The 22,676-nt window shown below is 46.9% G+C and carries 22 protein-coding genes; 10 read left to right on the forward strand and 12 right to left on the reverse strand.

Going from position 1 to position 22,676, the window contains the following annotated elements; all coding sequences use genetic code 11:
- The 7 genes from ACFQ1X_RS09440 to ACFQ1X_RS09470 all read left to right on the forward strand — a co-directional run bounded on the left by ACFQ1X_RS09440 (position 1) and on the right by ACFQ1X_RS09470 (position 5,013).
- A complete protein-coding gene (locus ACFQ1X_RS09440; protein ID WP_144839920.1) occupies positions 1 to 666 on the forward strand; it encodes a 2-hydroxy-3-keto-5-methylthiopentenyl-1-phosphate phosphatase in 666 nt (221 codons plus the stop codon).
- Positions 663 to 1,289, forward strand: a complete 627-nt coding sequence (locus tag ACFQ1X_RS09445; RefSeq protein WP_144839919.1) for a methylthioribulose 1-phosphate dehydratase — start codon at positions 663 to 665, stop codon at positions 1,287 to 1,289. The genes ACFQ1X_RS09440 and ACFQ1X_RS09445 overlap by 4 nt, the downstream gene beginning before the upstream one ends.
- A 26-nt stretch (positions 1,290 to 1,315) precedes the next feature.
- On the forward strand, positions 1,316 to 1,849 hold the full coding sequence (locus tag ACFQ1X_RS09450) for a 1,2-dihydroxy-3-keto-5-methylthiopentene dioxygenase (RefSeq protein ID WP_144839917.1): 534 nt from the start codon (positions 1,316 to 1,318) through the stop codon (positions 1,847 to 1,849).
- Positions 1,850 to 2,003: 154 nt separating this feature from the next.
- Complete coding sequence (gene mgtE / locus ACFQ1X_RS09455; RefSeq protein ID WP_144839915.1) at positions 2,004 to 3,362, forward strand: magnesium transporter; 1,359 nt, start codon at positions 2,004 to 2,006, stop codon at positions 3,360 to 3,362.
- Positions 3,363 to 3,441: 79 nt separating this feature from the next.
- Positions 3,442 to 3,852 carry a DUF4395 domain-containing protein gene (locus tag ACFQ1X_RS09460; RefSeq protein WP_144839913.1) on the forward strand — a complete coding sequence of 137 codons (411 nt, stop codon included), beginning with the start codon at positions 3,442 to 3,444 and terminating at the stop codon, positions 3,850 to 3,852.
- 122 nt (positions 3,853 to 3,974) lie between these two features.
- Complete coding sequence (locus ACFQ1X_RS09465) at positions 3,975 to 4,661, forward strand: alpha/beta hydrolase (protein ID WP_144839911.1); 687 nt, start codon at positions 3,975 to 3,977, stop codon at positions 4,659 to 4,661.
- Positions 4,633 to 5,013, forward strand: a complete 381-nt coding sequence (locus tag ACFQ1X_RS09470; RefSeq protein ID WP_144839909.1) for a VOC family protein — start codon at positions 4,633 to 4,635, stop codon at positions 5,011 to 5,013. The genes ACFQ1X_RS09465 and ACFQ1X_RS09470 overlap by 29 nt, the downstream gene beginning before the upstream one ends.
- Before the next feature lie 336 nt (positions 5,014 to 5,349).
- On the opposite strand, the gene ACFQ1X_RS09475 is transcribed toward ACFQ1X_RS09470, so the two are convergent.
- From ACFQ1X_RS09475 to ACFQ1X_RS09525, 11 genes are all read right to left on the reverse strand, one after another.
- Positions 5,350 to 7,017, reverse strand: a complete 1,668-nt coding sequence (locus ACFQ1X_RS09475; RefSeq protein WP_144839907.1) for a hypothetical protein — start codon at positions 7,015 to 7,017, stop codon at positions 5,350 to 5,352.
- A complete protein-coding gene (locus ACFQ1X_RS09480) occupies positions 7,010 to 7,810 on the reverse strand; it encodes an ABC transporter ATP-binding protein (protein WP_144839905.1) in 801 nt (266 codons plus the stop codon). The genes ACFQ1X_RS09475 and ACFQ1X_RS09480 overlap by 8 nt, the downstream gene beginning before the upstream one ends.
- A gap of 146 nt (positions 7,811 to 7,956) precedes the next feature.
- Positions 7,957 to 9,165, reverse strand: coding sequence for a multidrug effflux MFS transporter (locus ACFQ1X_RS09485; RefSeq protein WP_144839903.1), 1,209 nt, complete (start codon positions 9,163 to 9,165; stop codon positions 7,957 to 7,959).
- 187 nt (positions 9,166 to 9,352) lie between these two features.
- Positions 9,353 to 9,652 carry a TSUP family transporter gene (locus tag ACFQ1X_RS09490; RefSeq protein WP_144839901.1) on the reverse strand — a complete coding sequence of 100 codons (300 nt, stop codon included), beginning with the start codon at positions 9,650 to 9,652 and terminating at the stop codon, positions 9,353 to 9,355.
- Positions 9,653 to 9,804: 152 nt separating this feature from the next.
- A complete protein-coding gene (locus ACFQ1X_RS09495) occupies positions 9,805 to 10,203 on the reverse strand; it encodes a DUF1259 domain-containing protein (RefSeq protein ID WP_144839899.1) in 399 nt (132 codons plus the stop codon).
- Between the two features lie 278 nt (positions 10,204 to 10,481).
- Positions 10,482 to 11,759, reverse strand: a complete 1,278-nt coding sequence (locus ACFQ1X_RS09500) for a glutamate-5-semialdehyde dehydrogenase (RefSeq protein ID WP_144839897.1) — start codon at positions 11,757 to 11,759, stop codon at positions 10,482 to 10,484.
- An 18-nt stretch (positions 11,760 to 11,777) separates the two neighbouring features.
- Positions 11,778 to 12,563 (reverse strand): glutamate 5-kinase, encoded by a 786-nt coding sequence (gene proB, locus ACFQ1X_RS09505; RefSeq protein WP_144839895.1) that lies wholly within the window; start codon positions 12,561 to 12,563, stop codon positions 11,778 to 11,780.
- A gap of 465 nt (positions 12,564 to 13,028) precedes the next feature.
- On the reverse strand, positions 13,029 to 13,643 hold the full coding sequence (locus ACFQ1X_RS09510) for an NUDIX hydrolase (protein WP_144839893.1): 615 nt from the start codon (positions 13,641 to 13,643) through the stop codon (positions 13,029 to 13,031).
- A gap of 303 nt (positions 13,644 to 13,946) precedes the next feature.
- A complete protein-coding gene (locus tag ACFQ1X_RS09515; protein ID WP_144839891.1) occupies positions 13,947 to 17,087 on the reverse strand; it encodes a DEAD/DEAH box helicase in 3,141 nt (1,046 codons plus the stop codon).
- A 172-nt stretch (positions 17,088 to 17,259) separates the two neighbouring features.
- Positions 17,260 to 18,090, reverse strand: coding sequence for a GGDEF domain-containing protein (locus ACFQ1X_RS09520; protein WP_144839889.1), 831 nt, complete (start codon positions 18,088 to 18,090; stop codon positions 17,260 to 17,262).
- Positions 18,008 to 18,376, reverse strand: a complete 369-nt coding sequence (locus ACFQ1X_RS09525) for a hypothetical protein (RefSeq protein ID WP_144839887.1) — start codon at positions 18,374 to 18,376, stop codon at positions 18,008 to 18,010. The genes ACFQ1X_RS09520 and ACFQ1X_RS09525 overlap by 83 nt, the downstream gene beginning before the upstream one ends.
- A 275-nt stretch (positions 18,377 to 18,651) precedes the next feature.
- Between ACFQ1X_RS09525 and ACFQ1X_RS09530 the strand changes: the two genes are divergently transcribed.
- The 3 genes from ACFQ1X_RS09530 (at position 18,652) to pgeF (ending at position 20,763) form a co-directional block, all read left to right on the forward strand.
- Positions 18,652 to 19,359, forward strand: a complete 708-nt coding sequence (locus ACFQ1X_RS09530; RefSeq protein WP_144839885.1) for a DUF2294 domain-containing protein — start codon at positions 18,652 to 18,654, stop codon at positions 19,357 to 19,359.
- A 172-nt stretch (positions 19,360 to 19,531) separates the two neighbouring features.
- Positions 19,532 to 19,894 (forward strand): KGG domain-containing protein, encoded by a 363-nt coding sequence (locus tag ACFQ1X_RS09535; protein WP_379082280.1) that lies wholly within the window; start codon positions 19,532 to 19,534, stop codon positions 19,892 to 19,894.
- Between the two features lie 107 nt (positions 19,895 to 20,001).
- On the forward strand, positions 20,002 to 20,763 hold the full coding sequence (gene pgeF / locus ACFQ1X_RS09540; RefSeq protein ID WP_144839881.1) for a peptidoglycan editing factor PgeF: 762 nt from the start codon (positions 20,002 to 20,004) through the stop codon (positions 20,761 to 20,763).
- A 168-nt stretch (positions 20,764 to 20,931) separates the two neighbouring features.
- Here the strand turns inward: pgeF and ggt are convergent, their stop codons facing one another.
- On the reverse strand, positions 20,932 to 22,650 hold the full coding sequence (ggt, locus tag ACFQ1X_RS09545; RefSeq protein WP_144839879.1) for a gamma-glutamyltransferase: 1,719 nt from the start codon (positions 22,648 to 22,650) through the stop codon (positions 20,932 to 20,934).
- Positions 22,651 to 22,676 lie beyond the last annotated feature (26 nt).

Below are 22,676 nucleotides of genomic sequence, written 5' to 3' on the forward strand. Positions count from 1 at the left end.
ATGAAACAACCAATCATCTTTTGTGATTTTGATGGCACAATCACGACAAACGATAATTTAATCGCCATCATGAAGCATTTCGATCCACCTGGCTGGGAACCCATCAAAGATGAGATTCTCGCACAAACCATCTCCATACGTGAAGGTGTCCAAAGGATGTTCTCTCTCCTGCCATCCTCCAAAGAGGATGAAGTAATCGCCTATGTGCTCAAACAGGCAGAGATTCGGGAAGGCTTCGGGGAATTCGTCGCTTACACCAGACAGCACAATATTCCGCTCTATATTGTCAGCGGCGGCATCGACTTTTTCGTCTATCCGCTGCTCGAACCGTTCGGACCGTTCGCAGGCATTTATTGCAATGAAGCGAATTTTTCCGGCGACTTGATCCGAATCGATTTCCCGCACGGCTGCGACGAACAATGTGCGAGCCAGGGCTGTGGCTGCTGCAAGCCATCAATCATCCGGAAGTTGCTTGCGGATGGTGCGACCAGCATCGTCATCGGAGATTCCATCACCGATCTGCAGGCGGCAAAGTATGCCGACCTGGTCATCGCCCGAGATTTCCTCATTGAAAAATGCGAAGAGCTGAACATTCCTTATGAACCTTTTGAAAATTTCGGAGATGTTACGGAAATTATCGAGGCGAAGTTGGGGGTGCGGTCATGACTCAACAGACATTAAACCATTTACAGGAAAAATGGTCGGAGCTGGCGGACGTCAAAGATGTGCTGGCCGCCCGCGACTGGTTCATGGGCACGAGCGGCAATCTTGCCATCAAAGTGAACAGTGAGCCGCTCCAGTTTCTGGTCACGGCGAGCGGCAAGGATAAATCTAAACGGACCGATGAGGATTTCCTCCTCGTCGGCGCGGACGGCGAACCGGTCGAAACCACTCACCTGAAACCTTCCGCCGAAACTTTATTGCACAGCGCCATATTCAATAAAACAAGCGCCGGCTGCAGCCTGCATGTCCACACCGTTGCCAACAACGTCCTGTCGGAGCTTTACGGGCGCGACGGCAAAATCGATTTTAAAGGGCAGGAACTCATCAAGGCATTTGGCCTGTGGGACGAAGATGCGGTGCTGTCCATACCGATCATTACCAACCACGCCAGTATCCCGCGGCTGGCTGAAGATTTCGAAGAACATCTGTCCGCCGATAAAGGCGCCGTGCTGATTCGCAACCACGGCATCACCGTGTGGGGCAAAGATGCGTTTGAAGCGAAGAAATTGCTGGAAGCGAGCGAGTTTTTATTTCAATACCAGCTCGCCCTTCTCCAATTAAAATAAAACCCAATCAGAGAGGAAGATTACTAATGGCAATCATCAAAATTCAAGGTACCGACGAAACAATTGAAGCACAAAACGAAGTCGCAGCATTTTTGGAGCAGCAGGAAGTTGTCTATGAGCATTGGGATATCGAAAAATTGCCGGAACCGCTCCGTGAAAAATTCGATTTGAGCGATGAGGAGAAAGAAGAAATTCTTCAGGCGTTCAAAGCGGAAATCGATGACATTTCCGAGCGCCGCGGCTACAAAGCGGCTGACGTGATTTCCCTGTCCGATTCCAATCCGAAGCTCGACGAATTATTGAAGAACTTCCAGCGCAAGCATATCCACACAGACGACGAAGTCCGCTATATCGTCAGCGGCCACGGCGTGTTCATCATTCAAGGCAAAGACGAGCGCTTTTTTGAAGTCCACCTGACGCCGGGCGATCTGATTTCCGTACCGGAAAACATCACGCATTATTTCACGTTGTCCGATGACCGCAAAGTCGTCGCCGTCCGCATCTTCGTTACGTCGGAAGGCTGGGTGCCGGTATACCAGGAAGAAAGCGTACAGAGCTGAAATGACAGATAAACCGTAGCCTTGGCTGCGGTTTTTTATTTTATTTAAATCCACTTTTCAAGTCTGTGCATTCCGGGAATACTGTATGATAATGAACATAGTGTTTCCGCTAGCGGGAATGGCTGAAGTTCTGTAGATTCAAGGAGAGATTCCCATGACATTATCGATGACCGAAAACGAAATTACGCTGGCGATTGTCCAGTCACTGAAAGAAGGCCGGATCCTGGAGTTCCAGGATGTCATGGATGAGTTGCAGCCGTATGATATGGCGCAGCATTACCTCCGGATTCCGGTCAAGCACCGGACGAAGTTCCTTCTCTACTTAACAACTTCACAATTGACGGAACTGATGGATGAGCTGGACAGCGAGGAGCAGCTTGAAATTCTGCAAAAACTGGGCGTAGACGAATCCAGGAAAGTTCTCGACCGGATGGATAACGATGATCTCGCTTCGCTGCTTGCGGATATCGAACCCCATCGTGCCGAGGAATTACTCGCGAACATGAACAGCGACGAATCGTCGATCGTCCAGAATCTGATGAATTATCCGCCTGAAACTGCAGGGCGCATCATGAACCCTCGCTATGTCTGGATTCCCAGCCATTACACGATCCGCGAAGCGATCGATAAGATCAAGCACTTTATTCATTATGCCGAATTCCTGAACTACCTGTACGTCGTCGATGACAATAAACGCCTCGAAGGAGTTGTGTCCTATAAGGATCTGCTGTTGGGTGAACTTGACGAAGAAATTAAAAATGTCATGTACTCCCGGGTTGTGAAAGCGGATGTGCTGACGGATCAGGAAGAAGTCGCCAACCTGATCAGCCGCTACGATTTTGTCTCCTTGCCGATTGTGGAAGGTGATAACCGGCTCGTCGGCGTTGTAACAGTCGATGACGTAATCGATGTCGTGATGCAGGAAGCCAATGAAGATATCGAGAAACTATCCGCTTCCGGTAAATCGATCGATTTCAAAACGAAACCGGTCATCGCTGCTTATCGGCGCCTGCCATGGCTTGTGCTTTTATTGTTCATCGGTTTGCTGTCAGGCGGCATCATCAGCCGCTTCGAAGCGACACTCGAAACTGTGGTCGCCCTGACGTTCTTCATGCCGATGATCGCGGGCATGACCGGCAACACTGGCACACAGTCACTGGCGGTTGTCGTCCGCGGGCTCGTGTCGCAGAAACCCGATTTCAAACAAAGCATCAAACTGATCGTCCGGGAATTATGGGTCGGCATCATCATCGGTGTGATCTGCGCCGTGCTGATTACCGGCATCGCTTATTTCTGGCAGGGCAGCCTCGTGCTCGGCTTCGTTGTCGGCAGCTCGCTGCTTCTGACGCTGATTATCGGGACGATCGCAGGCACCATCATTCCCTTGATTCTGTTTAAATTAGATATTGACCCGGCCATCGCTTCCGGCCCACTGATCACGACAATCAACGATATTCTTTCGCTGTTGATCTATTTCGGCATCGCCACAGTTTTCATCTCACAATTGATGTAAAAATGAATCACCAATTCTATTCCCTTTATTCCTATTAAATTACTTGGTATAATGAACAAAAGAATAAAGGGGCTGTATGATGACGATTCCAAAACCGCTCGTTCAAATAAATCAAAGTTTTATTGTGTTGTCCGTTATCGCCGGACTGCTGATCACACCACTCTTCCTGCTGCTGCCTTTCGCAGTGGGTGTCTATACATTGGCCACAAAGAAAAATCCGGTTATTCTCGCTGCTAAGCGGCTGTTGAAAAAACCGGCCGATCAATATGTCCAGGAAGACCGCGATCAGCAATTGTTCAATCAGTGGATTGCCACGGTGTGCCTCGGATTATCGATCGCCTTCTTCATCGCAGGACTTCCGCTGCTTGGTTATATCTTCAGCATCATGGTTATGGCCGCCGCCGGAATTGCGCTGATGGGTTATTGCATCGGCTGCACGCTCCGTTACCGTTTGATGATGATGAAGTATAACCGTACGCGGACGAATTAAAGATGTGAACACCTCATCAGGAGCAACTGCTCCTGATGAGGTGTTTTTAAATGGCTGAATTTTAAATTCCGGTTTCAAAATTCCGAAATTTCGCTATACTGGAAATAATAGGGGGTACAACAATGAAACTGGAAAAAGGAACGATTGAAGGGTTTAAGAGCAATACGGTTAATTATCTGCTGATCCGGCAAGAGGAAGTTTCTGCACGGCTTTCGGTGGTGTTGCCAGGTGCGGGCTACACAGCAAAGGCGCCACTGCTGCATTACGCGACGAATATTCATCTTCATCATGGCTCCGATGTGCTGATCGTAAATTACAGTTACAACGAACCGTTTTACGACGGCTTTTCGATGGAAGAACTGAGCGACGCGATCCGCTTTGATGTGGCAAAAATCATCGACAAGGTGACGGCTGAATTTTCTTACGAGAATTTCTGCCTGATCGGTAAATCGCTCGGCACCATTGCGATGGCGTCCGAATTGGAGCGTCCGGTGTTTCGTGAAGCTAAAGCCATCTGGCTGACACCGCTCATTCAACGTTCAGATGTATTTGACGCCATGCGCACGTTTCCGCAATCTTCACTAGGGTTTATTGGCGATGAAGATCCGGTTTATGATGCCGAACGCTGTAATCAAATAAAAACGAATCCGCAAATGGAGCTTCAATTGGTGCCCGGCACCGACCATAGTCTGGAGATCCCTGGGAAGACCCTTGCTTCCATCGATATACTGAAAGAAATCATGGCAGAAATTGAAAAGTTTCAGAAGGAGGAACAAGTCAATGACAAGAACTACCATCCAAAAAATTAATCAGATCGGTGTGCCGGTGAAAGATCTTGCGCGTGCCATCCAATTTTATGAAACACAACTGGAGCTTCCCATAATGTTCAATACGGATTCGATGGCATTTTTCGACTGCAAGGGGCTGCGCCTCATGCTGAGCCTGCCGGAAAAAGAAGAATTCGCATACGCAAGTTCGGTCCTGTATTTTGAGGTGGCGGATATTCAGCAAGCCTATGCCGATTTCCAATCACGCGGTATTGTGTTCAGCGGACCTCCCCATTGCGTCGTCAAAAATGGTCCGGCCGAAACCTGGATGGCCTTCTTTGTGGACACTGAGGACAATACGCACGCACTCACGAGTAATCGGGTTGCTTCATAGTATGTAAAAAAGTCCGGACGGCCACAGCCGTCTCGGACTTTTTCTTTGGAACGGAAAAACATTCGCCTGGGCGAATGTTCCGGGGATGGTGGCCGCTGTGCAGCCACCATCCGATGAATTCAGTGTGTTTTATTTTAGAAGCATGCGTCTGAGAAAGCTGGTATTTCCATTTATTTGGATATAATTGCTGAATACCTTGAAATACTTTCTGTTTTGGACGAAATACTTTCCAAAACGACTTGAATACTTTCCAAATCGTTCCAAATACTTTCTGTTTCATTATTTCAGTCTTCGGAAATATTTATTGCATAATATTCCAAACAATTTCTCCTGCACTTATATCCCAGCTTCGGCATTAGACGCCACCTTCACATCGGCCTGCTTCCGATTTTCCGGAAACACTTTGCGCCATCCGACGATAATCGCTGCAATCAGCAGCGCCATGTAAATATAGATGCCATAATCGAACATTCTGGCGATGAAATGGACGCCGACGAAGGCACCGATGATCAGCGTAAGCAGGAGTATACGGGAGGTGCCTGCATCCTGTGCGAATTCAAAGGAGCGCGTATACGGGAATTCCTCTTCCTTCATCATGTTGTATGTAATCAACGATTGCAGGATCGCGCTCAGCAGCACAACACCGAGGTCCGGCACAATGCGGACCGAGAAGATGCCGACATATACAACGCCGATCAGCAGGAATACAGGGAAATAGAGCTTGGCGAGAAACACTTTGACGGCCGCCCTGTAGGCAGCTGATTCCCTGGCGAGCGGCGCCGCCTTAAAAATCCATCCGCCTTTGTAACTGCCCGAGAATTTCAGCATAAAAATCGTACCCGGAATGAGGATATTACAGAAATAGATAAACAGATACATATTGCCTTCTGAAATATCTTCCAGGCTTCGGATTCGCAATTCATTGAAGATAAATAAAAACGGAAAAATGAGCGCCATGCCGAGATTCGGAAACACCTTCAGCTTGAACTCCCTCTCCTTTTTCATCATCATTGCGGAAAACCGGAAGAAAACGCGTTCTTCCTTGCTGCAGCAGAGCAGTTTCGACCAAAACCCATCGATTAGATACCTTCCCGGTTTCCGTCCCTTCGTATCGCTCAGCAGTTTTTCCAGATTCCGTTCAAACGACGGCATCAAACGGCTGTAAATATAAATCGCGAGGAATGGCACCAGCACCGCGAGTACGGTGAAAGCAATCATGTAGCTGCTCGTATTGCCGTTCAATATCAACTCAAACGGCGCACCGTACCAAAGCGGCGGAATCAGGAAATGCCAAGGGCTGAATGCGTAACTCATATCGAAACTGGTGAATTCGAATGCCCGGATCAGCACTTGGTAACCGATAACCATAACTAACGACAGCAGAATCTGGACGTAATTGATGATGTCCTTCAAACGTTCCCCGTCAAAATAGCGGAGCACAAACAAGTAAAGCAGTGATGTCAGCACTACGACAAGCAGCATTGCCAATACAATTTCCCCCAGGAAAATCAGAGAAAATAGAGGACCGTGCTGGAATAGACTTACAAAAACCGGCAACGCCACAAAAGCACCGGTTACGAAGCTCATATAGATGAGAATATGTATCGTTTTCGCAACGGTAATCGTCTTTTTATCAATCGGCTTCGTCTGCAGCACGTTTTTATCCCGGACATCGAGCAGTACTGCTGAAAAATCTGCAATCATCGATGTCATCAGGATGAACAGGATCATACCGAACTGTATGCTCATCTGGTAGATATAGTTTTCGCCGATAAACAGGAACGGCAACAGCAACAAACTATATAGCCCATAAATCCACAGCGACTTCAGGAATTGATTGCCTTCTTTTTTCTTGCCGATTTCATTGAACACTGTCGGCACCCGACGTTCGTCCATCGTCAATTTGATTTTCAGGATCATCATCATAACTTCGTAATCAACACCGAAACGTTTGAACAGACCCTTGAACAATGCGATGAATTTGAGTGATTGGAACTCACGCATCGTCTTGGTCTCCCCTTACGACAGAAACGAAATGGGCCGCTTTCTCGCGATGTTCCGTAAAGCCGGTCAATTGGTTGAAAATCCCGGACAACGAACCTTCCTCGCTCTGTTCCTGCAATTCCTCAAAACTGCCATCTGCGACAACTTCTCCGTTCACCAGCAGCACGATACGATTGCTGATCTTTTCGACAAGGTCCATGATATGGGACGAATAAAAAATGGTCTTTCCTTCAGCGGCCAGCTGAGACAGAATTTCCTGGATGACCATCATGCTGTTGGCGTCGAGCCCGCTTAGCGGTTCGTCCCAGAACAACAGGTCCGGATTGTGGAGCAAACTGGAAATGATCAGCACTTTTTGCTTCATTCCTTTTGAAAATGAAGACAGACGAGCGTGACGGACACCGATCAATTCAAATTGCTGGAGCAGCTGCTCGGCTTTCTGTTGCGCATACGCTTGTTCAAGACCATAAAGTTCTCCAGTAAACACGAGATATTCCAAAGCGGTCAGGTTGTCATAGGCCTCCGCATTCTCCGGCACGTAGCCGATACGGCGTTTATAGGAAACGTCGCCGTTTGAAATATCCTGGCCGAAAATTGTAATTTTTCCTTTGTAATCATCAATCAGGCCGAGCATGATTTTGACTGTCGTGCTTTTGCCTGCGCCGTTTGGCCCGATATAGCCAATAATCTGTCCTTTGGCCACTTCCAGATTGATGCCGTTCAGCACCTGTTTCCCACCGTAGCTCATCGTCAGATCCTGTATGGAAAGAATTGTGTCATGCGACGAATTCATGTAAACACCCCATTATGTATTTTATGTAATAAGTTAATTTTAACATTCATATGGATGAAATTGGGATTTATTTTAAGGCAAATAAAAGAGCTGCCGGAAATACGGCAGCTCAAATTAGTCATGGAGCAATTACCTGCGATTAATTTTTAGCTGAAAGCTGTTTCATTGTCCACCCGTTTCACAAGGAGCAAGTAAGCAAGCAAGCCCAGCAGACTCATGGTGAAAATGATTAACCCTAACGGTACGGCAGTTTCTTCTCCGGCAATACCGACCAAAGGAGCTGCAACTGCACCGAGGATGAATGGCAGAAGGCCAAGCAGTGCAGACGCGCTGCCTGCGACGCGGCTTTGTTCTTCCATCGCCAAGGTAAAGGAAGCGGTGCCGACAACGCCGAGTGAAGTAATAAAGAAGAATATGGGAATCACGACCGCCCAGAGCGGTCCGTCAATCAAGACGACGGCAAGCAAGATGGCACCCGCTGCTGTTGCTGTGAACAGTGCAACTTCCAGGAATTTCTTCTCCGACCAGATATAGCTGAAGCGGCCAACCGCATAACTGCCGATAATCAGGCCGATGCCGTTCATGCCGAACAAGATGCTGAACATTTGCGGAGAAACACCGTAGACATTCTGGTAGATAAAAGGTGTGCCGGCCACATAAGCAAAAACGCCGCCGATCAATAACCCTTGAGCCAGTGCATAGCCGGTAAATTTCCGGTTCTTGATGATGACACTGAAATTACTGAGGGTTTCTGTCAGATTTCCCGGCACCCTTCTTTCTAGAGGCAAGGTTTCTTCAAGACGCCATGCACTGACCATCATCAGGACGATCCCCAATAATGATAGAATCAGGAAAATCCCTCTCCAGTCAGCAAACAAAAGGATTGCGCTTCCGACCGAAGGCGCCAGCAATGGCACCAGGTTATGGACAACCATGAGCAAAGCGAAAAGCCGGGTCAATTCTGCTCCGCTGCTGACATCCCGCACTATTGCCCGGGAAATAACGAGACCTGCGGAAGCCGCAAAACCCTGTACAAAGCGCAAAGCGACGAATATGTAGATGTTCGGGGCGAAAACAATGGCAATCGAAGCGACCGCATAGACGATCAAAAATATAATCAGCGGCTTTCTGCGTCCTTGTGAATCGCTGAGCGGCCCGGTAACCAGCTGGCCCAGGGCAAGACCCAGCAAACAGGCGGTTAAACTGAGTTGCACTGTCGATGCATTGGTCTGATAAACTTCAGTAAGTGCCGGGAACGCCGGAAGGTACATATCGATGGTAAAAGGAATCAAGGCCGTTAACGCACCTAGAAGAATAACAAAACGAGATCGTTTCATCCCGGCTAAATTTTTCATTCGTATGGAACCTTCTTTCTTTTTTTCATTTATGTATTTCTTCTTGAACCCAATTGTCAAAGATGAAATGGCTGTTTTTTAGCCTACCACGAACCCGGATGATTTTCCCTTTATTTAACTTCGCATATCAACATTTCCATTTTTCATTAAATTAAAGAAAAAGTCTCTGCACTCTGCTAAGACTTTCTCAAAAGACCCGCGTAAACAGGATTTGCGCAATCAGCAGCACCGTCACAGCGCGCAGCAGAGGCTTCACAAATTTCGGGTTCAATTTTTCAGCAATTCTCACCCCCGCCTGCGCGCCGGTGATCGAACCAAGCACCAATGCAATCGTCAATGGCCAGATGATATTGCCCGCCAATGTGTAAGTGACGGCATCGCCGGAAGGCTGATCAATCCTCCACCTCCCGCAAGGGTCCCCAAAGTCGTCGCGATTAAGCCAATGAAAAACATAAGAATGAAATCCATCACCATCACCTCTTTTCATCCTTACTATAATCCTCTTAGTAACTTAAATAAATTCAATAGTTATTATGAAAATCGATAATAAAAAAACTTATGTAAAAACCATCCCTATTCATTAAGAGCCTACAAAGGAAGCCCTCGAATTGAATCACAATTCGAGGGCTTCCTGGATGACTATTTTTTCAATACTCTAAACGAAGCGGCCAATTTAGTTGCAAAATCTTCCGGCTTTTCGACTGACTGAACATGAAGGTACATGATTGCCGGTTCTGCATAAAGCCAGTGGTTATGCAGAGCACTGATAGTAAGGTTATTTTCCCCGAGTGCACGGGTAAAGTCAGGAACTTCTTCCGGCAGCAAGACAATTTCTGCATGGTTCAGGGCAGTGCCATCGTCTTCAAGTGCTTCAAAATGGATTTCCATCGATAATTCACTTTTGAATGGCCGTCCTTGAACTGTCACGTCCAAATCGCGTGGTTTTGGTGCTTCCACCACTCCTTTATCGGAATCCGGTTCCGCTTCTACACCCAGAATGTCTCCGAATCGCTTTGCTGTTTCTTCAAGTTTACTCATGAATGTCGACTCCTTTCGATTTGCCCGGCATTGTCGTATGGACAATCACGAGGTTTAAATGGATATGTGTCTACTCTTATATAAATAGCCTGCAATTTAATTCTTAAACATCTCCAGACACAGCCTTGTGTTAAATATTCCCCTCAACTAACTTACTTACTAAGGCCATATTCACTGACTGGAAAAGCAGGAATTCACCAGAACTTTCAAAGTAATAAAATACAAAAAAGGCTATCCTCAAAAGTCGCTTACACAACTTTCTGGATAGCCCTCATGCTTTATTTTATTTGTCCATTTCCTCGGACAATGTATTTCGTTGAAGTCAAAGCCGGCAATCCCATCGGACCGCGGGCATGAAGCTTTTGCGTGCTGATGCCGATTTCTGCGCCAAAGCCGAATTCGAATCCATCCGTAAAACGGGTGGATGCATTGTGATAAACAGCAGCTGCATCGATTTCATTGAAGAATTGTTCAACGCTTGCAGCATCAGTTGAAATAATGGCTTCTGAATGTTTTGTGCCATACTGATTGATATGTTGAACGGCCTGATCGACAGTGTCAACAACCCTTATGGCAACTTCAAAGCCCAGATACTCCGTTGCCCAATCTTCATCTGTAGCAGGGACAACACTCGAAGAACCTTGCTGCACAGCTTCATCTCCGTGAATTGTTACATCCTGTGCCTGCAAAGCAGTCACAAGTTCAGGCAGATGTGCTGCGGCCCAATCCCTTTGTACAAGAATCGTTTCGCAGGAATTGCAGACGGAAGGACGCTGAGTTTTCGCATTGATCGCAATATCCACCGCCATCTTCACATCCGCTGTTTTATCGATGTAAATATGGCAATTTCCCGCTCCCGTTTCCAGAACCGGAACTGTCGCATTTTGAACGACCGTCTGGATGAGTTTCGCTCCGCCACGCGGAATCAGAACATCCAGATACTCATTTAGTTTGAACATTTGGGACGCCGTTTCCCGGCGTGTATCTTCCAGCAATTGAACCGCTTCAACCGGCAATTTGGATTTTTCCAGCGCTCTGCGAATCACTTGAACAATCGCTTTATTGGAGTTGATCGCTGTTGAACTGCCGCGCAGTACAATCGCATTTCCTGTTTTCAGGCACAGGCTTGAGGCATCAACTGTTACGTTAGGGCGCGCTTCATAGATCATTCCGACGACACCGATAGGTACACGGATTTTTGTCATCGCCAGTCCATTGGGCTGCTCCCATTTTTCGAGGGTCTCTCCGATGGGGTCATTTAACCGGGTTAATTGGATGAGTGCATCTGCCATATCTTTTAAGCGGGGTGCATCCAGTGCCAGGCGATCCACCAGCGAATCGTTCATCCCTGCCTGTTTTCCGGCCGCTATGTCTTTCGCGTTTTCACTTAAAATGAAGTCCTGTTCTTCCAGCAATTGAGCTGAAATGATTCGCAATGCCTCATTTTTTTCTTCTGTAGTTGCTTTCGCTAACTGGAAAGCCGCCTTTTTTGCTTCCTGTGCTTTTAAAGTCAATTCAGTTTCTGTAACTTGTTCTTCTTGTAGAAGTTCAGTCATCCTTTGTCTCCTTTCGAATTATGCGTTCACTAATACTTTTGGTTCTGCCATTGTTCCGATATAAGTTCCGTCGCCTTTTCCTTCAAAAATCTCAACCAATTTTTCACTGCCGTCTCCAGATCCGATAAATACCTGGATTTCCGAAGCCAATGCTGTTTTAGCAGCTTCCACTTTTGATTTCATTCCGCCGGTGCCAACATCTGAAGAACCTTCTGCGGTTGCGGCATTTTCCATTTCAGAATGGATTTCAGTAAGAAATGTATATTTCTCTGCATTTGGATTCTTGTTGGGATTTTCCCGATAGATTCCATTTATATCTGTCATAATCATCAGGAAATCTGCGTGCACCAGTCTGCTGACTAAGGCGGACAACATATCATTGTCTCCGAATGTCAGTGCTTCCACAGAAATAGAGTCATTCTCATTGATGATTGGCAATACGTCCCGCTCCAATAAGTTGGATATCGTGTCGTTTGCATTTTTGTACATATCTTTGGTCAACAGCAATTGTGCTGCTACGATGCCGTGTTTTTTGCATTCATCCGCATATGCCTGCAGCAGGAGCCCTTGTCCTACAGCTGCAGCCGATTGCTTATCGACAACTGTATCTGGACGGGACAGGTAGCCAATGCTCTTAAACCCTGCCGCTACTGCTCCTGATGAAACCAGAATCACTTCATGGCCCTGTTTTTTCAAGCTCGCCAATGCTTCCACATGGCCGCGCAGTTTGCTGATTGACAATTTCCCATTGGAATCGGTCAACGAACTGCTGCCTATTTTCACTACAATTCTTTTCTTCGTCACTTACAGTCAACTCCCATTTTAAATAAAAAAGTTCTTCCTTCTCTTAAGACGGAAAAACGTCGTCTCCGTGGCATTTTTTCCAATTCAAGATTGTATTCAATCCAATGATCAGACTATACGCTGTTACGAGTTTTTATTTAACTTCATAGACCGAATTAACGCTGTGAAAAAGAGTTTTATAATATTAAAATAAAATGATGAGCGTATAATCTTGCGTAGATCCCAAAACCGTCACAAAGGTCTTCTCGACAAATCTAAGCATTTTCCCACCAGCGCTTTGCACCGTTCGGTATTGTTTAAATGTTGATGATTAAGGACATTCAAACAAAAGAATAAGTTGTTATGTTAACACACATAAATTTTATTTCCAAATTCCCTCCAGTTTTTAAAGGGTTTCATTGGCTGTCAAAGCCTTATGGATGTAAGGGTCCCATCTTTTTTAAAAAAATATAAAAAAAAGACCATTCAGCGAATGATCTCCATGAAATGCATCAGTATTTTAGCGGTGAGGCCCCATATGACTTTGTCTTCGTAAATATAGAAAAATTCATCGACTTGCCGGGTACGCCAATTGTAATTTTCGCCGCCTGCTATGAGGTCATAAGGGAAACTTTCTTCCGGCTGGATGTCGAAATTGATCCGGTAAACTTTCGGATCTTTTTCGAGGAAAAACGATAAAGGCACTGTAAACAGGCTGTCCACTTCTGGCGGGTTCGGCCGGAATTCGACATCAGGATCGATGATTCCCGCAAAACTGTAAACAATCATGCCGAAAGGGGAAACGATATAGTCGAGTGGGAAAATATCGGAAATCTGCCTGCGCTGAATCCCCAGCTCTTCCATCGTTTCCCGGACGGCGGCATCTTCTTCCGACTCGTCCTGCTTGTCGATTCTTCCGCCCGGAAAACAGATTTCACCAGGCTGGCTTCTCATTTGATGGGAACGGACTTCGAAGAGGATATGGATTTCACCGTCTTTTTCAATCAGCGGCAGAAGAATGGCAAATTTCGAAAAGCTCTTATTGTCCATCACTTCCGGTATCCGGTCTTTCACTTTGTCCACCAAACTTTTCGGATCCATATCGTCACCTCCGTTTCCTTTCCTTCTATTCTAGCAAACCATCCTTCTAAAAGCTTTTCTGGGAATGAAATGGATATGACTTGAATAACAATTTTCAACCGATATTCCGCAAAACAGCGAAGAGTTGACCGAAGCCTGCGAGGGCGACTCTTTGCGACGAAGCAGCGAAGCGATGCAGGAGCATAGGGTTTTGAGTTAGCCCCCGGCAGTAGGCGTCGCGACGTCCTGTCGCGCCGACTGCATGACCCACATCCTGTGGGCCCGCAAGCGAGGTGTTTTGCGGAATATCGATTGATATGCACCTCAAATCATCAACAATTCCCGTATATCATCCTCCGTCATCGCAGCCAGTGGCTCCTGGCCGGATTGGATGACTTCGTCGATGAGGTTTCTTTTCTTCTCCTGCAGTTCGGTGATTTTTTCTTCAATCGTTCCTTTGGCAACCATCCGAATGACCTGGACGGTATGCTGCTGGCCCATGCGATGCGCGCGGCTCGCTGCCTGTTGTTCGACTGCCGGATTCCACCACAGATCGTAAAGGATAACGGTATCTGCTCCGGTCAGGTTGAGCCCGGTGCCGCCCGCTTTGAGTGAAATCAGGAATAAGTCCCCTTCACCTTCGTTAAAGCGGTTGCACAGTTCGACGCGGTCCTGTGGCGGGGTCTGGCCGTCGAGGTAAAAATACGGGCGCCTTTCACGCGTCAGCCGGTTGCCGATCAATTGCAGCATTTGTGTAAACTGGGAAAACACGAGCACGCGGCGTCCGGCCATACGGCTGCTTTCGACGATTTCCATCAATTGATCGAATTTCGCCGATCCGCCTTCGTAATTTTCGACGAACAGCGACGGGTGGCAGCATAATTGCCGCAGCCGAGTCAGGCCCGCCAAAATTTTGATGCGGTTTTTTTGCAGGCTGTCTTTATTGAGATGCTTCAGCGCTTCCTGTTTGAGTTCGGCGAGATACGCGGCATAATACTTTTTCTGCGCCGGATATAGTTCGGAGAATTGCAGCGTTTCCACTTTGTCCGGCAATTCCTTCAGCACATCCTGTTTGATGCGCCGCAGGATGAACGGGCGCACCCGTTTGGCGATGCTTGCGCGACGCATCTCGGCAAAACGCATACGATTCGGCAGCAGTTCCGGAAATACGACGTGGAAAATCGACCAAAGTTCATCCAGAGAATTCTCAATCGGCGTGCCGGTCAGAGCAAAACGGTAATCCGCTTCAATCGCTTTGACAGCTTTAGCCGTTTGGGTCACCGGATTTTTAAATGCCTGTGCTTCATCCAGAAACAAGGTATGAAAAGTTTTCCCTTTGTATAAAGCGCCGTCCATGCGCAGCGACGGATAGGACGTGATGATGACATCTGCCTCTGCCCCTTCGGCAAACCGCTTCGTCCTTCTGGTTTTATTGCCATCAACGATGATGGCTTTAATGTCAGGCGTGAACTTTTCAAACTCACTGAGCCAATTATAGGTCAGCGAAGAAGGCGCCACAATCAGCACCGGCTGCTTGCGCCGTCGGATCTCCGACAACTCTGACTGGATAAATGCGAGGCTCTGCAAAGTCTTTCCGAGGCCCATATCATCCGCGAGAATTCCACCGAAACGATATTTTGCCAACGCCTTCAGCCAGTTGAATCCCGCTTTTTGGTAGTCACGCAGCACGTCGGCGAGCGGTTCCGGCACTTCGAAACCCACTTCCTCCGGATTGCTTAGATTCTGCAAAAGCTTCGCAAAATCCGCACCCGGATCGAGCAATTCGCCGTCCTCCAGATTCGCCACCAATTGCAGCCCCTGAATCAGCGGCAGCCGGATTTCATCGCCAAACCATTCTTCTTCATTGCCAAGTTCAAGCAACAAATCATTCAGCGCAATAAATTCTTCTGTTTCCAGCGACACTAACGTACCGTTAGGGATTCGGTAATACTTCCGTTTTTCCTTCAGTGCAGCGAGTACCAGTCGGATTTCCGCTTCCGGAATTTCACCCGGTTCCAATTTGAACGCCAGCCAGTCCGTCCGTTCCTTCAACTCCACTTTCACTTTCGGGCCGGTATAATTTTTCTGTACACGCATTTTCACAGCTGTTGTGGCATAGACCTGCATCAATTCTTCGAGCTGCGGGATGGTGTGGAACAGAAAATCGTATTCCGCTTCCTCGTCCTGCATATAAAACCCGCCATCTGTTTGCGTGAACAGGCTGTTTTTCATTAATTCCATAATCTGCTCTTCTTTGCCGCGCTGCCGGCGAATGCCGGGCAAATGACGGATTTCATCATCGGCTTCCTCGCAAGGGTTGATGACCAGCTGGCCGTAATGAAATTCCACGCCGGCAAGCAAGCGGTTGCGGATGCGGTCGAGAAACAGCTTCGCCGATAGCGGCGTTTCTTCCTGGCGCCGGGTGACAGCGGCCGCCATATGTACTTCCCCGAGCCGTTCCAGTCCCGGAATCACGCTATCCATGAAATGGCCACCCTGCGCTGCCGATATCTCGAGCTCCGCCGCGCCTTCCATTAGACTCTTTAATTCTTCCAGCCGGCGACAATCGTCCGGTGGCAATTTCACGAACGCTCCGCCGCTCACTGCGAGTCCATAGGATTTCATTACCGTAATCCCGTCCAATCCTTCCACTTTCAGCAGGTAACCATCATTTCCAGCTGCTTTAAAACGAAATACTAACGGCAATTCCTCTTCAAAACGCAATCCTCTATAGATTCTTCCTCTATGTCCGATATTGACTGACGGAATTTCCGACAATAATTTCACGAGCAGATCCCACGCGGAAGCGGGAATGAGGATACGGCCCCGGCCCGAAACATTGCCGTTGATCTTCATCATTTCGCGCAACACTCCATCAGTCTCCGGCGTAAAGCTGAAATTTTCCCGTGAATACTGCAAATCGAATGAAATCGGGTAGCTGGCACCCCGTTCGACCGCCTGCAGGAATGCACCAGTATCGCGAATCGGCACCGCACCTTCCATTCCTGCGCTCAATTTGGCCGAAAAAATGCGCTCTCCGTCATCCGCTTCTGTCGAATGCAGCAAGAAACTGATTTCCAGCACCGGACGGTCATCAAAGTGTAGCTGCTTGGCACTGGGGCGAATGTTTCGGTCGCCAAATAAATTCATCAGCCGCTGCGCTTTTTGCAGCTCCTGCTGCTGGAGTTCATTGATCGCCAAAAGAGTGGCCGCAATGTGCTGGCAATAAGTGCTGACAAATCCGACAGGCGGACAGCTGCAGGATGCCTGAATGCTGCCGTCCGTTTCTTCCCGTACCGACACTTCGAAGATTCCGTTCGTTCGAACCTCTGCTCTGATAACGGACGCATTTTCACTGACCGGCAGCAATTCCACTTTGCCCGTGTCAAAATAAGCCTTCCCTTTTCGATAAGCGGCCATGCCGCATAGTTTTTTGATCCGGAAATCGTTCACTGCTATTTTCATGAAAATTCCCTTTCCCGTATACGTCTGCTTTTATTCTCCATTATCGCTAATTAAGTGGCAGGGTACAATCAAACCGACGAACTATTTAAGAAATGCGAAAGGATTGAAGGGACTCGGGCGGCTGGACAATAAAAACACCGTTTCGCCAATTGGCAAAACGGTGAGCTTGCTGCTAGACAAAATAATTATAACTGCGGCTGTGCTGGACCTGGTTTTTACCATTGTTTTTCGCATCATATAAATAGGTATCCGCCTTTTTGAAAAACTCACTTTTCGACAGGCTGCCATAATAATTCTGCAACCCGGCACTGATGGTGACAGTGCCACCACCGATTTCGGGATGTCTCAATTCGGCAATTGCCCGGCGCATTTCTTCCAGAGATGCTAATGCCTGGTCGAAGTTTTTTTCCGTAAAGACGATTGCAAATTCCTCTCCGCCATAACGCGCCACCACGTCATTGGATGCGGATTTTTCCAAAATGACTTTTACTACATGCTTCAGCACGGAATCACCAGCGCTATGTCCGAAATTGTCATTGATGCTTTTGAAATTGTCGATATCCAGCACTGCAAGTTGAAGCTGCATCGCTGATTGGTCCGCCCGTTGGACGAACGTATCCAGGGTATTTTGGAAAGTCTTATGGTTGTAGAGCCCTGTCAGTGCATCGGTCTTTGACAACCGTTCCATGACCCGGTTCTGTATGAGCAGATCTTCTTCCTTTTCTGCTGCCTGCCGTAGAGTTGAAAGAACTTCTGCACCTCTTTCGATGACCGCCAGATAGACGATATAACCGGCAACAATAATAAACAGGTAGGCAAAATATTCATACGGCGTCATGTCGGCCCGACTGGCTTCACTCATAAAATAAATAACAAGAAGGCATGTGAAATTAATCAGGAAACTGATGGTCAACTTGAGTTTACTGAGATAGATCAGCGAAATCGCCATCGGCAAAAGCAAGGTCATCTGCAAGCCCGGCAAACCCGGATTTGCAAGTATCATGACCACCGCCAGGAGGGAACCCGCGAAAAAAAAGGATATAGGGATTGTAAATCTTCATACCTTTGACCATAATCCAGGAAATGAGCATGATTGCTAATATCAGGCTTGTCGGCCACATCATCCGTAATGATATGTATTCCTCAACATAATAGTAATAATAATAAAATGTGACAATCAGTCCGACCAATTGTCCCCCGATGGCAACAATCGAAAGCAGCCCATAAAAATACAGGATTTTTTTGGCCCAGTATTCGTAATCCAACCCGATTGGATATGACTTTTCCACGAATTCCCCCCTTTCGTTAAAGATTTATGTCCTTTATTCTCATTTTATCAGGAATTACCAGGAATAATATACTAATATTAAGCGATTATTTTTAATGGATTTCAGATGTATCCACCCCCTGGTACAGAGAAATTTATCATATTCGTCCCGATACCGAGGCATCCTCGCATTTTTGTGTTATTCACCCTATACTTAAAACAACCAGAAAAATCGACAAAGGTATTTCGTTCTCATATATCGGCCAGGGATACCTCAGAGTAAAAGGGGGAACTTATATGTCCAAAGAAAAGACCATCCAGTCTGAAGTCAGCGGATATATCTCAGCATTGCTGAGGAGCCATTTCGGAAAAGGTCCCACGTCCGTTTATGTCACGATAAAAAAACCGTATATCCTCATCCATCTCCGAGGCTTCTTAGCACCGATGGAAAAGGTCCTGCTGAAAAAGAAGGAATCGAAACGGGTGCTGGAAACCAGAGATCTATTAATTGATGAGTTAAAAGGTGAAATCAAGGAAAATCTGCGCAGCATCGCAAATCTGGATGTCCAGGAATTTTATGCAGACTGGAATCTTGATTCGGAAACCGGCATGCTTATTGGAATCATGACAGATGATGTTCAACTTGAGGATTTTGAATGGCCGGACACTATCGATAAAAAAGCATTCGAATCAAAAGTGGCAAATGCCAGTGAAAAAGCTGAGAAAAAACCGGGATCGATGGAAAGCTATTGGCTGAACGACCGGACGTTGCTGGTTAAACGCAACCAGATCCTGGTCGGCATAGAGATGGAATTGATAGCTGAAGGCTATGCTGAAATTCTGAAGTTGGCAAAAAGACCACTGGAGCGCAGGCTGCTTTACGATGCACACCCGGAAAAAGTATTAGGCTGCCCTATTACCGAAATATTCCTGGACTGGAATTTTTCCAATGACATCGGCTATGTTGTCTTCATGTTGGAACCCGTCAAGAAAATACAAAATTAATCCCCTACCGCCTGCTTTGCAGGTAGTTTTTTATTGCTGTAAAGCTTAATTACTTGATATAAGGTGGGAAATATTACAAGTACTTTACAAAAGGAGGAGAAGTGTTTAAATGATTGTAGTCTGGGAAAAACACTTACTGTAACACCCAATATACTTTAAGGAGGAGTTAGAAATGGCAGACAAGAACAAAAACAACAAGATGAGTCGCGAAGAAGCTGGTCGTCTTGGAGGAGAATCTACATCCAAGAGCCATGGACAGGAATTCTACGAAGAAATTGGGGAAAAAGGTGGAGAAGCCACTTCCCAGAACCACGATAAAGGGTTCTATGAAGACATTGGCCAAAAAGGTGGAGAAGCCACTTCCCAAAACCAAGGCAGCGATTTCTATGAAGAAATCGGTTCCAAAGGTGGAGAGAACAGCAACAGTGGCGGCAACAACTCCGGAGGCAATAATTCCGGGGGCAACAAGATGAGCCGCGAAGAAGCCGGCCGTAAAGGCGGAAAAAATAGCCACAGCGGCGGCAACAATTCGTAAGCGCTTATTGTGTAACAGGGAAACGGAGGGCAAAGTGCCCTCCTTTTTCTTATGGATTTTTCTATACAATGAAAATCAGCTCTTATATAGTAGAAACAGGTGATGATATGAAAACAAAATTATATGTCAATTCGGCGAATCTGACTGCCGGTCTTACGATGAAGGATACAGAGGAATTTGAACTGAATAATATGGCGCTCCATGCCAGCGAAGATCCTTCGCTGATTGTGGAAAACCGGCGGAAGATGGCAGATTTCCTCCGTTTGAAGCTGACCGATTTCGTCTGTGCCAATCAGACCCACAGTGCGAATTTTTACCGTGTCGAAGCGGAAGATAAAGGTCGCGGTTCAACTGACACTGGCCATGCAATAGCGGATACCGATGCGCTTTACAGCTACGAAACCGATATTCTTTTGTGTACATTCGCAGCCGATTGCGTGCCGGTCCTTTTGTACAATGAAACCAAAGGACTCATCGGAGCCGTACATTCCGGATGGCAAGGCACCATCAAAGAAGTCACCGGGAAGCTTTTCGCACATCTGAAGGAAGTGGAAGATTGTAATCCGGAAGATTTCCATGTCCAGATTGGTGCTGCATTGAGCCAGGAAAAATTCGAGGTGGATGAAGACGTCTATTTGAAATTCAAAACGCTCGGTTATGCGGATGAATTCATGTACCATAACGCGGAAACCGGCAAATACCATATCGATAACCAGCTGACCGTCAAAAAACAATGTGAGCTGGCGGGTATTCCCACGGGTAATATTTCAATCGATCAGACATGTACGTATATGAATCCTGAAGGGTTTTCCTATCGCGAAGATAAAAAAAGCGGCCGACATATGGGCTTTATCGTTAGAAGAGCTTAAGCGAAATCCCGCTTAAGCTCTTTTTTGGCGCAATTTCTGCTGGAACGTCCGTATTGAACGCTAATCGCCCACATTTTAATTTAATCGCCCATAACGTCTCAACCAAACACAAAAAAGCTTGAGAGCCAATACCTTAACTCCCAAGCCTTCCCACGATTAATCCATATTTCACTCTTCAGGCGGCTCATCCGGCCCTGCCGCTTCACCCGGCCGAGGGGAATCAGCAGCTCCATACGTATGTCCTGTTTCCGGATCGATCAAAATGGCCTGAACATCCCCCACTCGGGTATCTGCCGTCACTTCCTTATAGCTTCTGTCCAACTCATAACCAAGTTCCGTCAATTTCTCCATCGCTTCATCATTAATCCCGTCTTCCCATTGGATTTTCAAATCCGGAGTAATGTAAATTCGCGGTTCCTCGATTGCCTCTTTCAAATCCATTTTGTATTCCACAACATTTAATAACACCTGAAGAACGGATGCGACAATCGTTGTCGCGCCTGGCGAGCCAAGTGTAAAGAATGGCTTGCCTTCATGGAAAACAATGGTGGGCGCTTTGGAGCTGATGGCATACTTCTTCGCATTCGGTTCATTTTTCGTTCCAGGTTCAGGATTAAAATCGGTCAAATCGTTATTCAATAGGAATCCGTAGCCCGGCACCATAATGCCTGAACCGAAAATCCGCTCAATCGACGATGTGCAGGCCGCTATATTACCCCAGTGGTCAACCGCTGTGAAATGCGTTGTTTCCATTCCTTCCTCGTAATGCCCACCATGCAGTTTATTGGTGGAATCCTTCTCCTCGTAATCCCACGGATCGCCTTCTTTCACCTTTTTCAAACGTTCATCAAAACTGATCCGGTTTCTGCGTTCTTCTATATATTTCGGATGGAAAAGCCCTTCCATGGGAATATCAATAAATTCCGGATCACCCATATACGCTTCTTTGTCCGCTAAAGTCAGCCGCATGACTTCGCTTAAAAGATGATATTTTTCCCAGGAATGGGGATGATATTTTTCAATTTTAAATGGCTCCAGTATTTTCAGCATTTGTGCAATGGTGAATCCACCGACATTCGGAGGCGGCGGAAAGGCAAGATCAAGTTCTTTGTACGTACTCCAAAGCGGCTCTCGAATAGCCACTTTGTAATTCTGCATATCTTCTTTTGTCATCAGGCCGCCATGGCTTTCAATTGTTTCAAGCATGGCATCCGCAATTTCGCCTTCATAAACGGTGTTAAAGCCATGCTCTTTTATAATTTTCAAGGTTTTCGCCAAATCAGGCTGACGGATTTTGTCTCCCTCTTTCAACGGCTTGCCGTTTGGCATGAAGACTTTCTTCGTCTCTTCACCCATTCTGTCTTTAAACTGCTCAATCGTTCTTTCCCATAACGAATTTACCTCATATTCATTTTCAGCCAGCTCGATGGCAGGGTCCACCAGCCGTTCCAACGGCATCGATCCATATCTTTCATGCGCTTCGTTCATCATCTTCATGATGCCCGGCACTCCTACAGCCTTGGCACTGGTGGAACGTTCATCAAAAGGAACTGCTTCGCCCTCTTCATTGACGAAAAGTTCCGGTGTCACTTCGGAAGGTGCTTGGCTATGACCATCGATGATGATTGTTTTCTTGCTTTCACTGTCGTAATGAATCAGGAAACCACCCGCTGCGATACCGGTATTCATCCCTTCGACTACAGACAGCGCAAATTGGATGGCGATAATGGCATCAATTGCATTGCCGCCGTCTTCGAGTACCTGTTCCCCAATTTCCGTCGCTTCTTTTATCGCACTCGCCGCCATACCGTATTTCGCAGCAGCTGTTTCATCCTGCGAAATATGCTTATGCGCTTTCTGGTTCTGTATAATTCTCTGCAGATCCATCGCTCTTCACCTCTTCTGTGATGGTT

This window comes from Metaplanococcus flavidus (assembly GCF_042675885.1).
Lineage (GTDB): Bacteria > Bacillota > Bacilli > Bacillales_A > Planococcaceae > Planococcus > Planococcus flavidus.

Bases quoted from the DNA above. Each gene is read 5' to 3' on its own strand.
- ACFQ1X_RS09440 (WP_144839920.1), top strand. From the start codon at position 1: ATGAAACAACCAATCATCTTTTGTGATTTTGATGGCACAATCACGACA.
- ACFQ1X_RS09445 (WP_144839919.1), top strand. From the start codon at position 663: ATGACTCAACAGACATTAAACCATTTACAGGAAAAATGGTCGGAGCTG.
- ACFQ1X_RS09450 (WP_144839917.1), top strand. From the start codon at position 1,316: ATGGCAATCATCAAAATTCAAGGTACCGACGAAACAATTGAAGCACAA.
- mgtE (WP_144839915.1), top strand. From the start codon at position 2,004: ATGACATTATCGATGACCGAAAACGAAATTACGCTGGCGATTGTCCAG.
- ACFQ1X_RS09460 (WP_144839913.1), top strand. From the start codon at position 3,442: ATGACGATTCCAAAACCGCTCGTTCAAATAAATCAAAGTTTTATTGTG.
- ACFQ1X_RS09465 (WP_144839911.1), top strand. From the start codon at position 3,975: ATGAAACTGGAAAAAGGAACGATTGAAGGGTTTAAGAGCAATACGGTT.
- ACFQ1X_RS09470 (WP_144839909.1), top strand. From the start codon at position 4,633: ATGACAAGAACTACCATCCAAAAAATTAATCAGATCGGTGTGCCGGTG.
- ACFQ1X_RS09475 (WP_144839907.1), bottom strand. From the start codon at position 7,017: ATGCGTGAGTTCCAATCACTCAAATTCATCGCATTGTTCAAGGGTCTG.
- ACFQ1X_RS09480 (WP_144839905.1), bottom strand. From the start codon at position 7,810: ATGAATTCGTCGCATGACACAATTCTTTCCATACAGGATCTGACGATG.
- ACFQ1X_RS09485 (WP_144839903.1), bottom strand. From the start codon at position 9,165: ATGAAAAATTTAGCCGGGATGAAACGATCTCGTTTTGTTATTCTTCTA.
- ACFQ1X_RS09490 (WP_144839901.1), bottom strand. From the start codon at position 9,652: ATGAAAAGAGGTGATGGTGATGGATTTCATTCTTATGTTTTTCATTGG.
- ACFQ1X_RS09495 (WP_144839899.1), bottom strand. From the start codon at position 10,203: ATGAGTAAACTTGAAGAAACAGCAAAGCGATTCGGAGACATTCTGGGT.
- ACFQ1X_RS09500 (WP_144839897.1), bottom strand. From the start codon at position 11,759: ATGACTGAACTTCTACAAGAAGAACAAGTTACAGAAACTGAATTGACT.
- ACFQ1X_RS09510 (WP_144839893.1), bottom strand. From the start codon at position 13,643: ATGGATCCGAAAAGTTTGGTGGACAAAGTGAAAGACCGGATACCGGAA.
- ACFQ1X_RS09515 (WP_144839891.1), bottom strand. From the start codon at position 17,087: ATGAAAATAGCAGTGAACGATTTCCGGATCAAAAAACTATGCGGCATG.
- ACFQ1X_RS09520 (WP_144839889.1), bottom strand. From the start codon at position 18,090: ATGATACTTGCAAATCCGGGTTTGCCGGGCTTGCAGATGACCTTGCTT.
- ACFQ1X_RS09530 (WP_144839885.1), top strand. From the start codon at position 18,652: ATGTCCAAAGAAAAGACCATCCAGTCTGAAGTCAGCGGATATATCTCA.
- ACFQ1X_RS09535 (WP_379082280.1), top strand. From the start codon at position 19,532: ATGGCAGACAAGAACAAAAACAACAAGATGAGTCGCGAAGAAGCTGGT.
- pgeF (WP_144839881.1), top strand. From the start codon at position 20,002: ATGAAAACAAAATTATATGTCAATTCGGCGAATCTGACTGCCGGTCTT.
- ggt (WP_144839879.1), bottom strand. From the start codon at position 22,650: ATGGATCTGCAGAGAATTATACAGAACCAGAAAGCGCATAAGCATATT.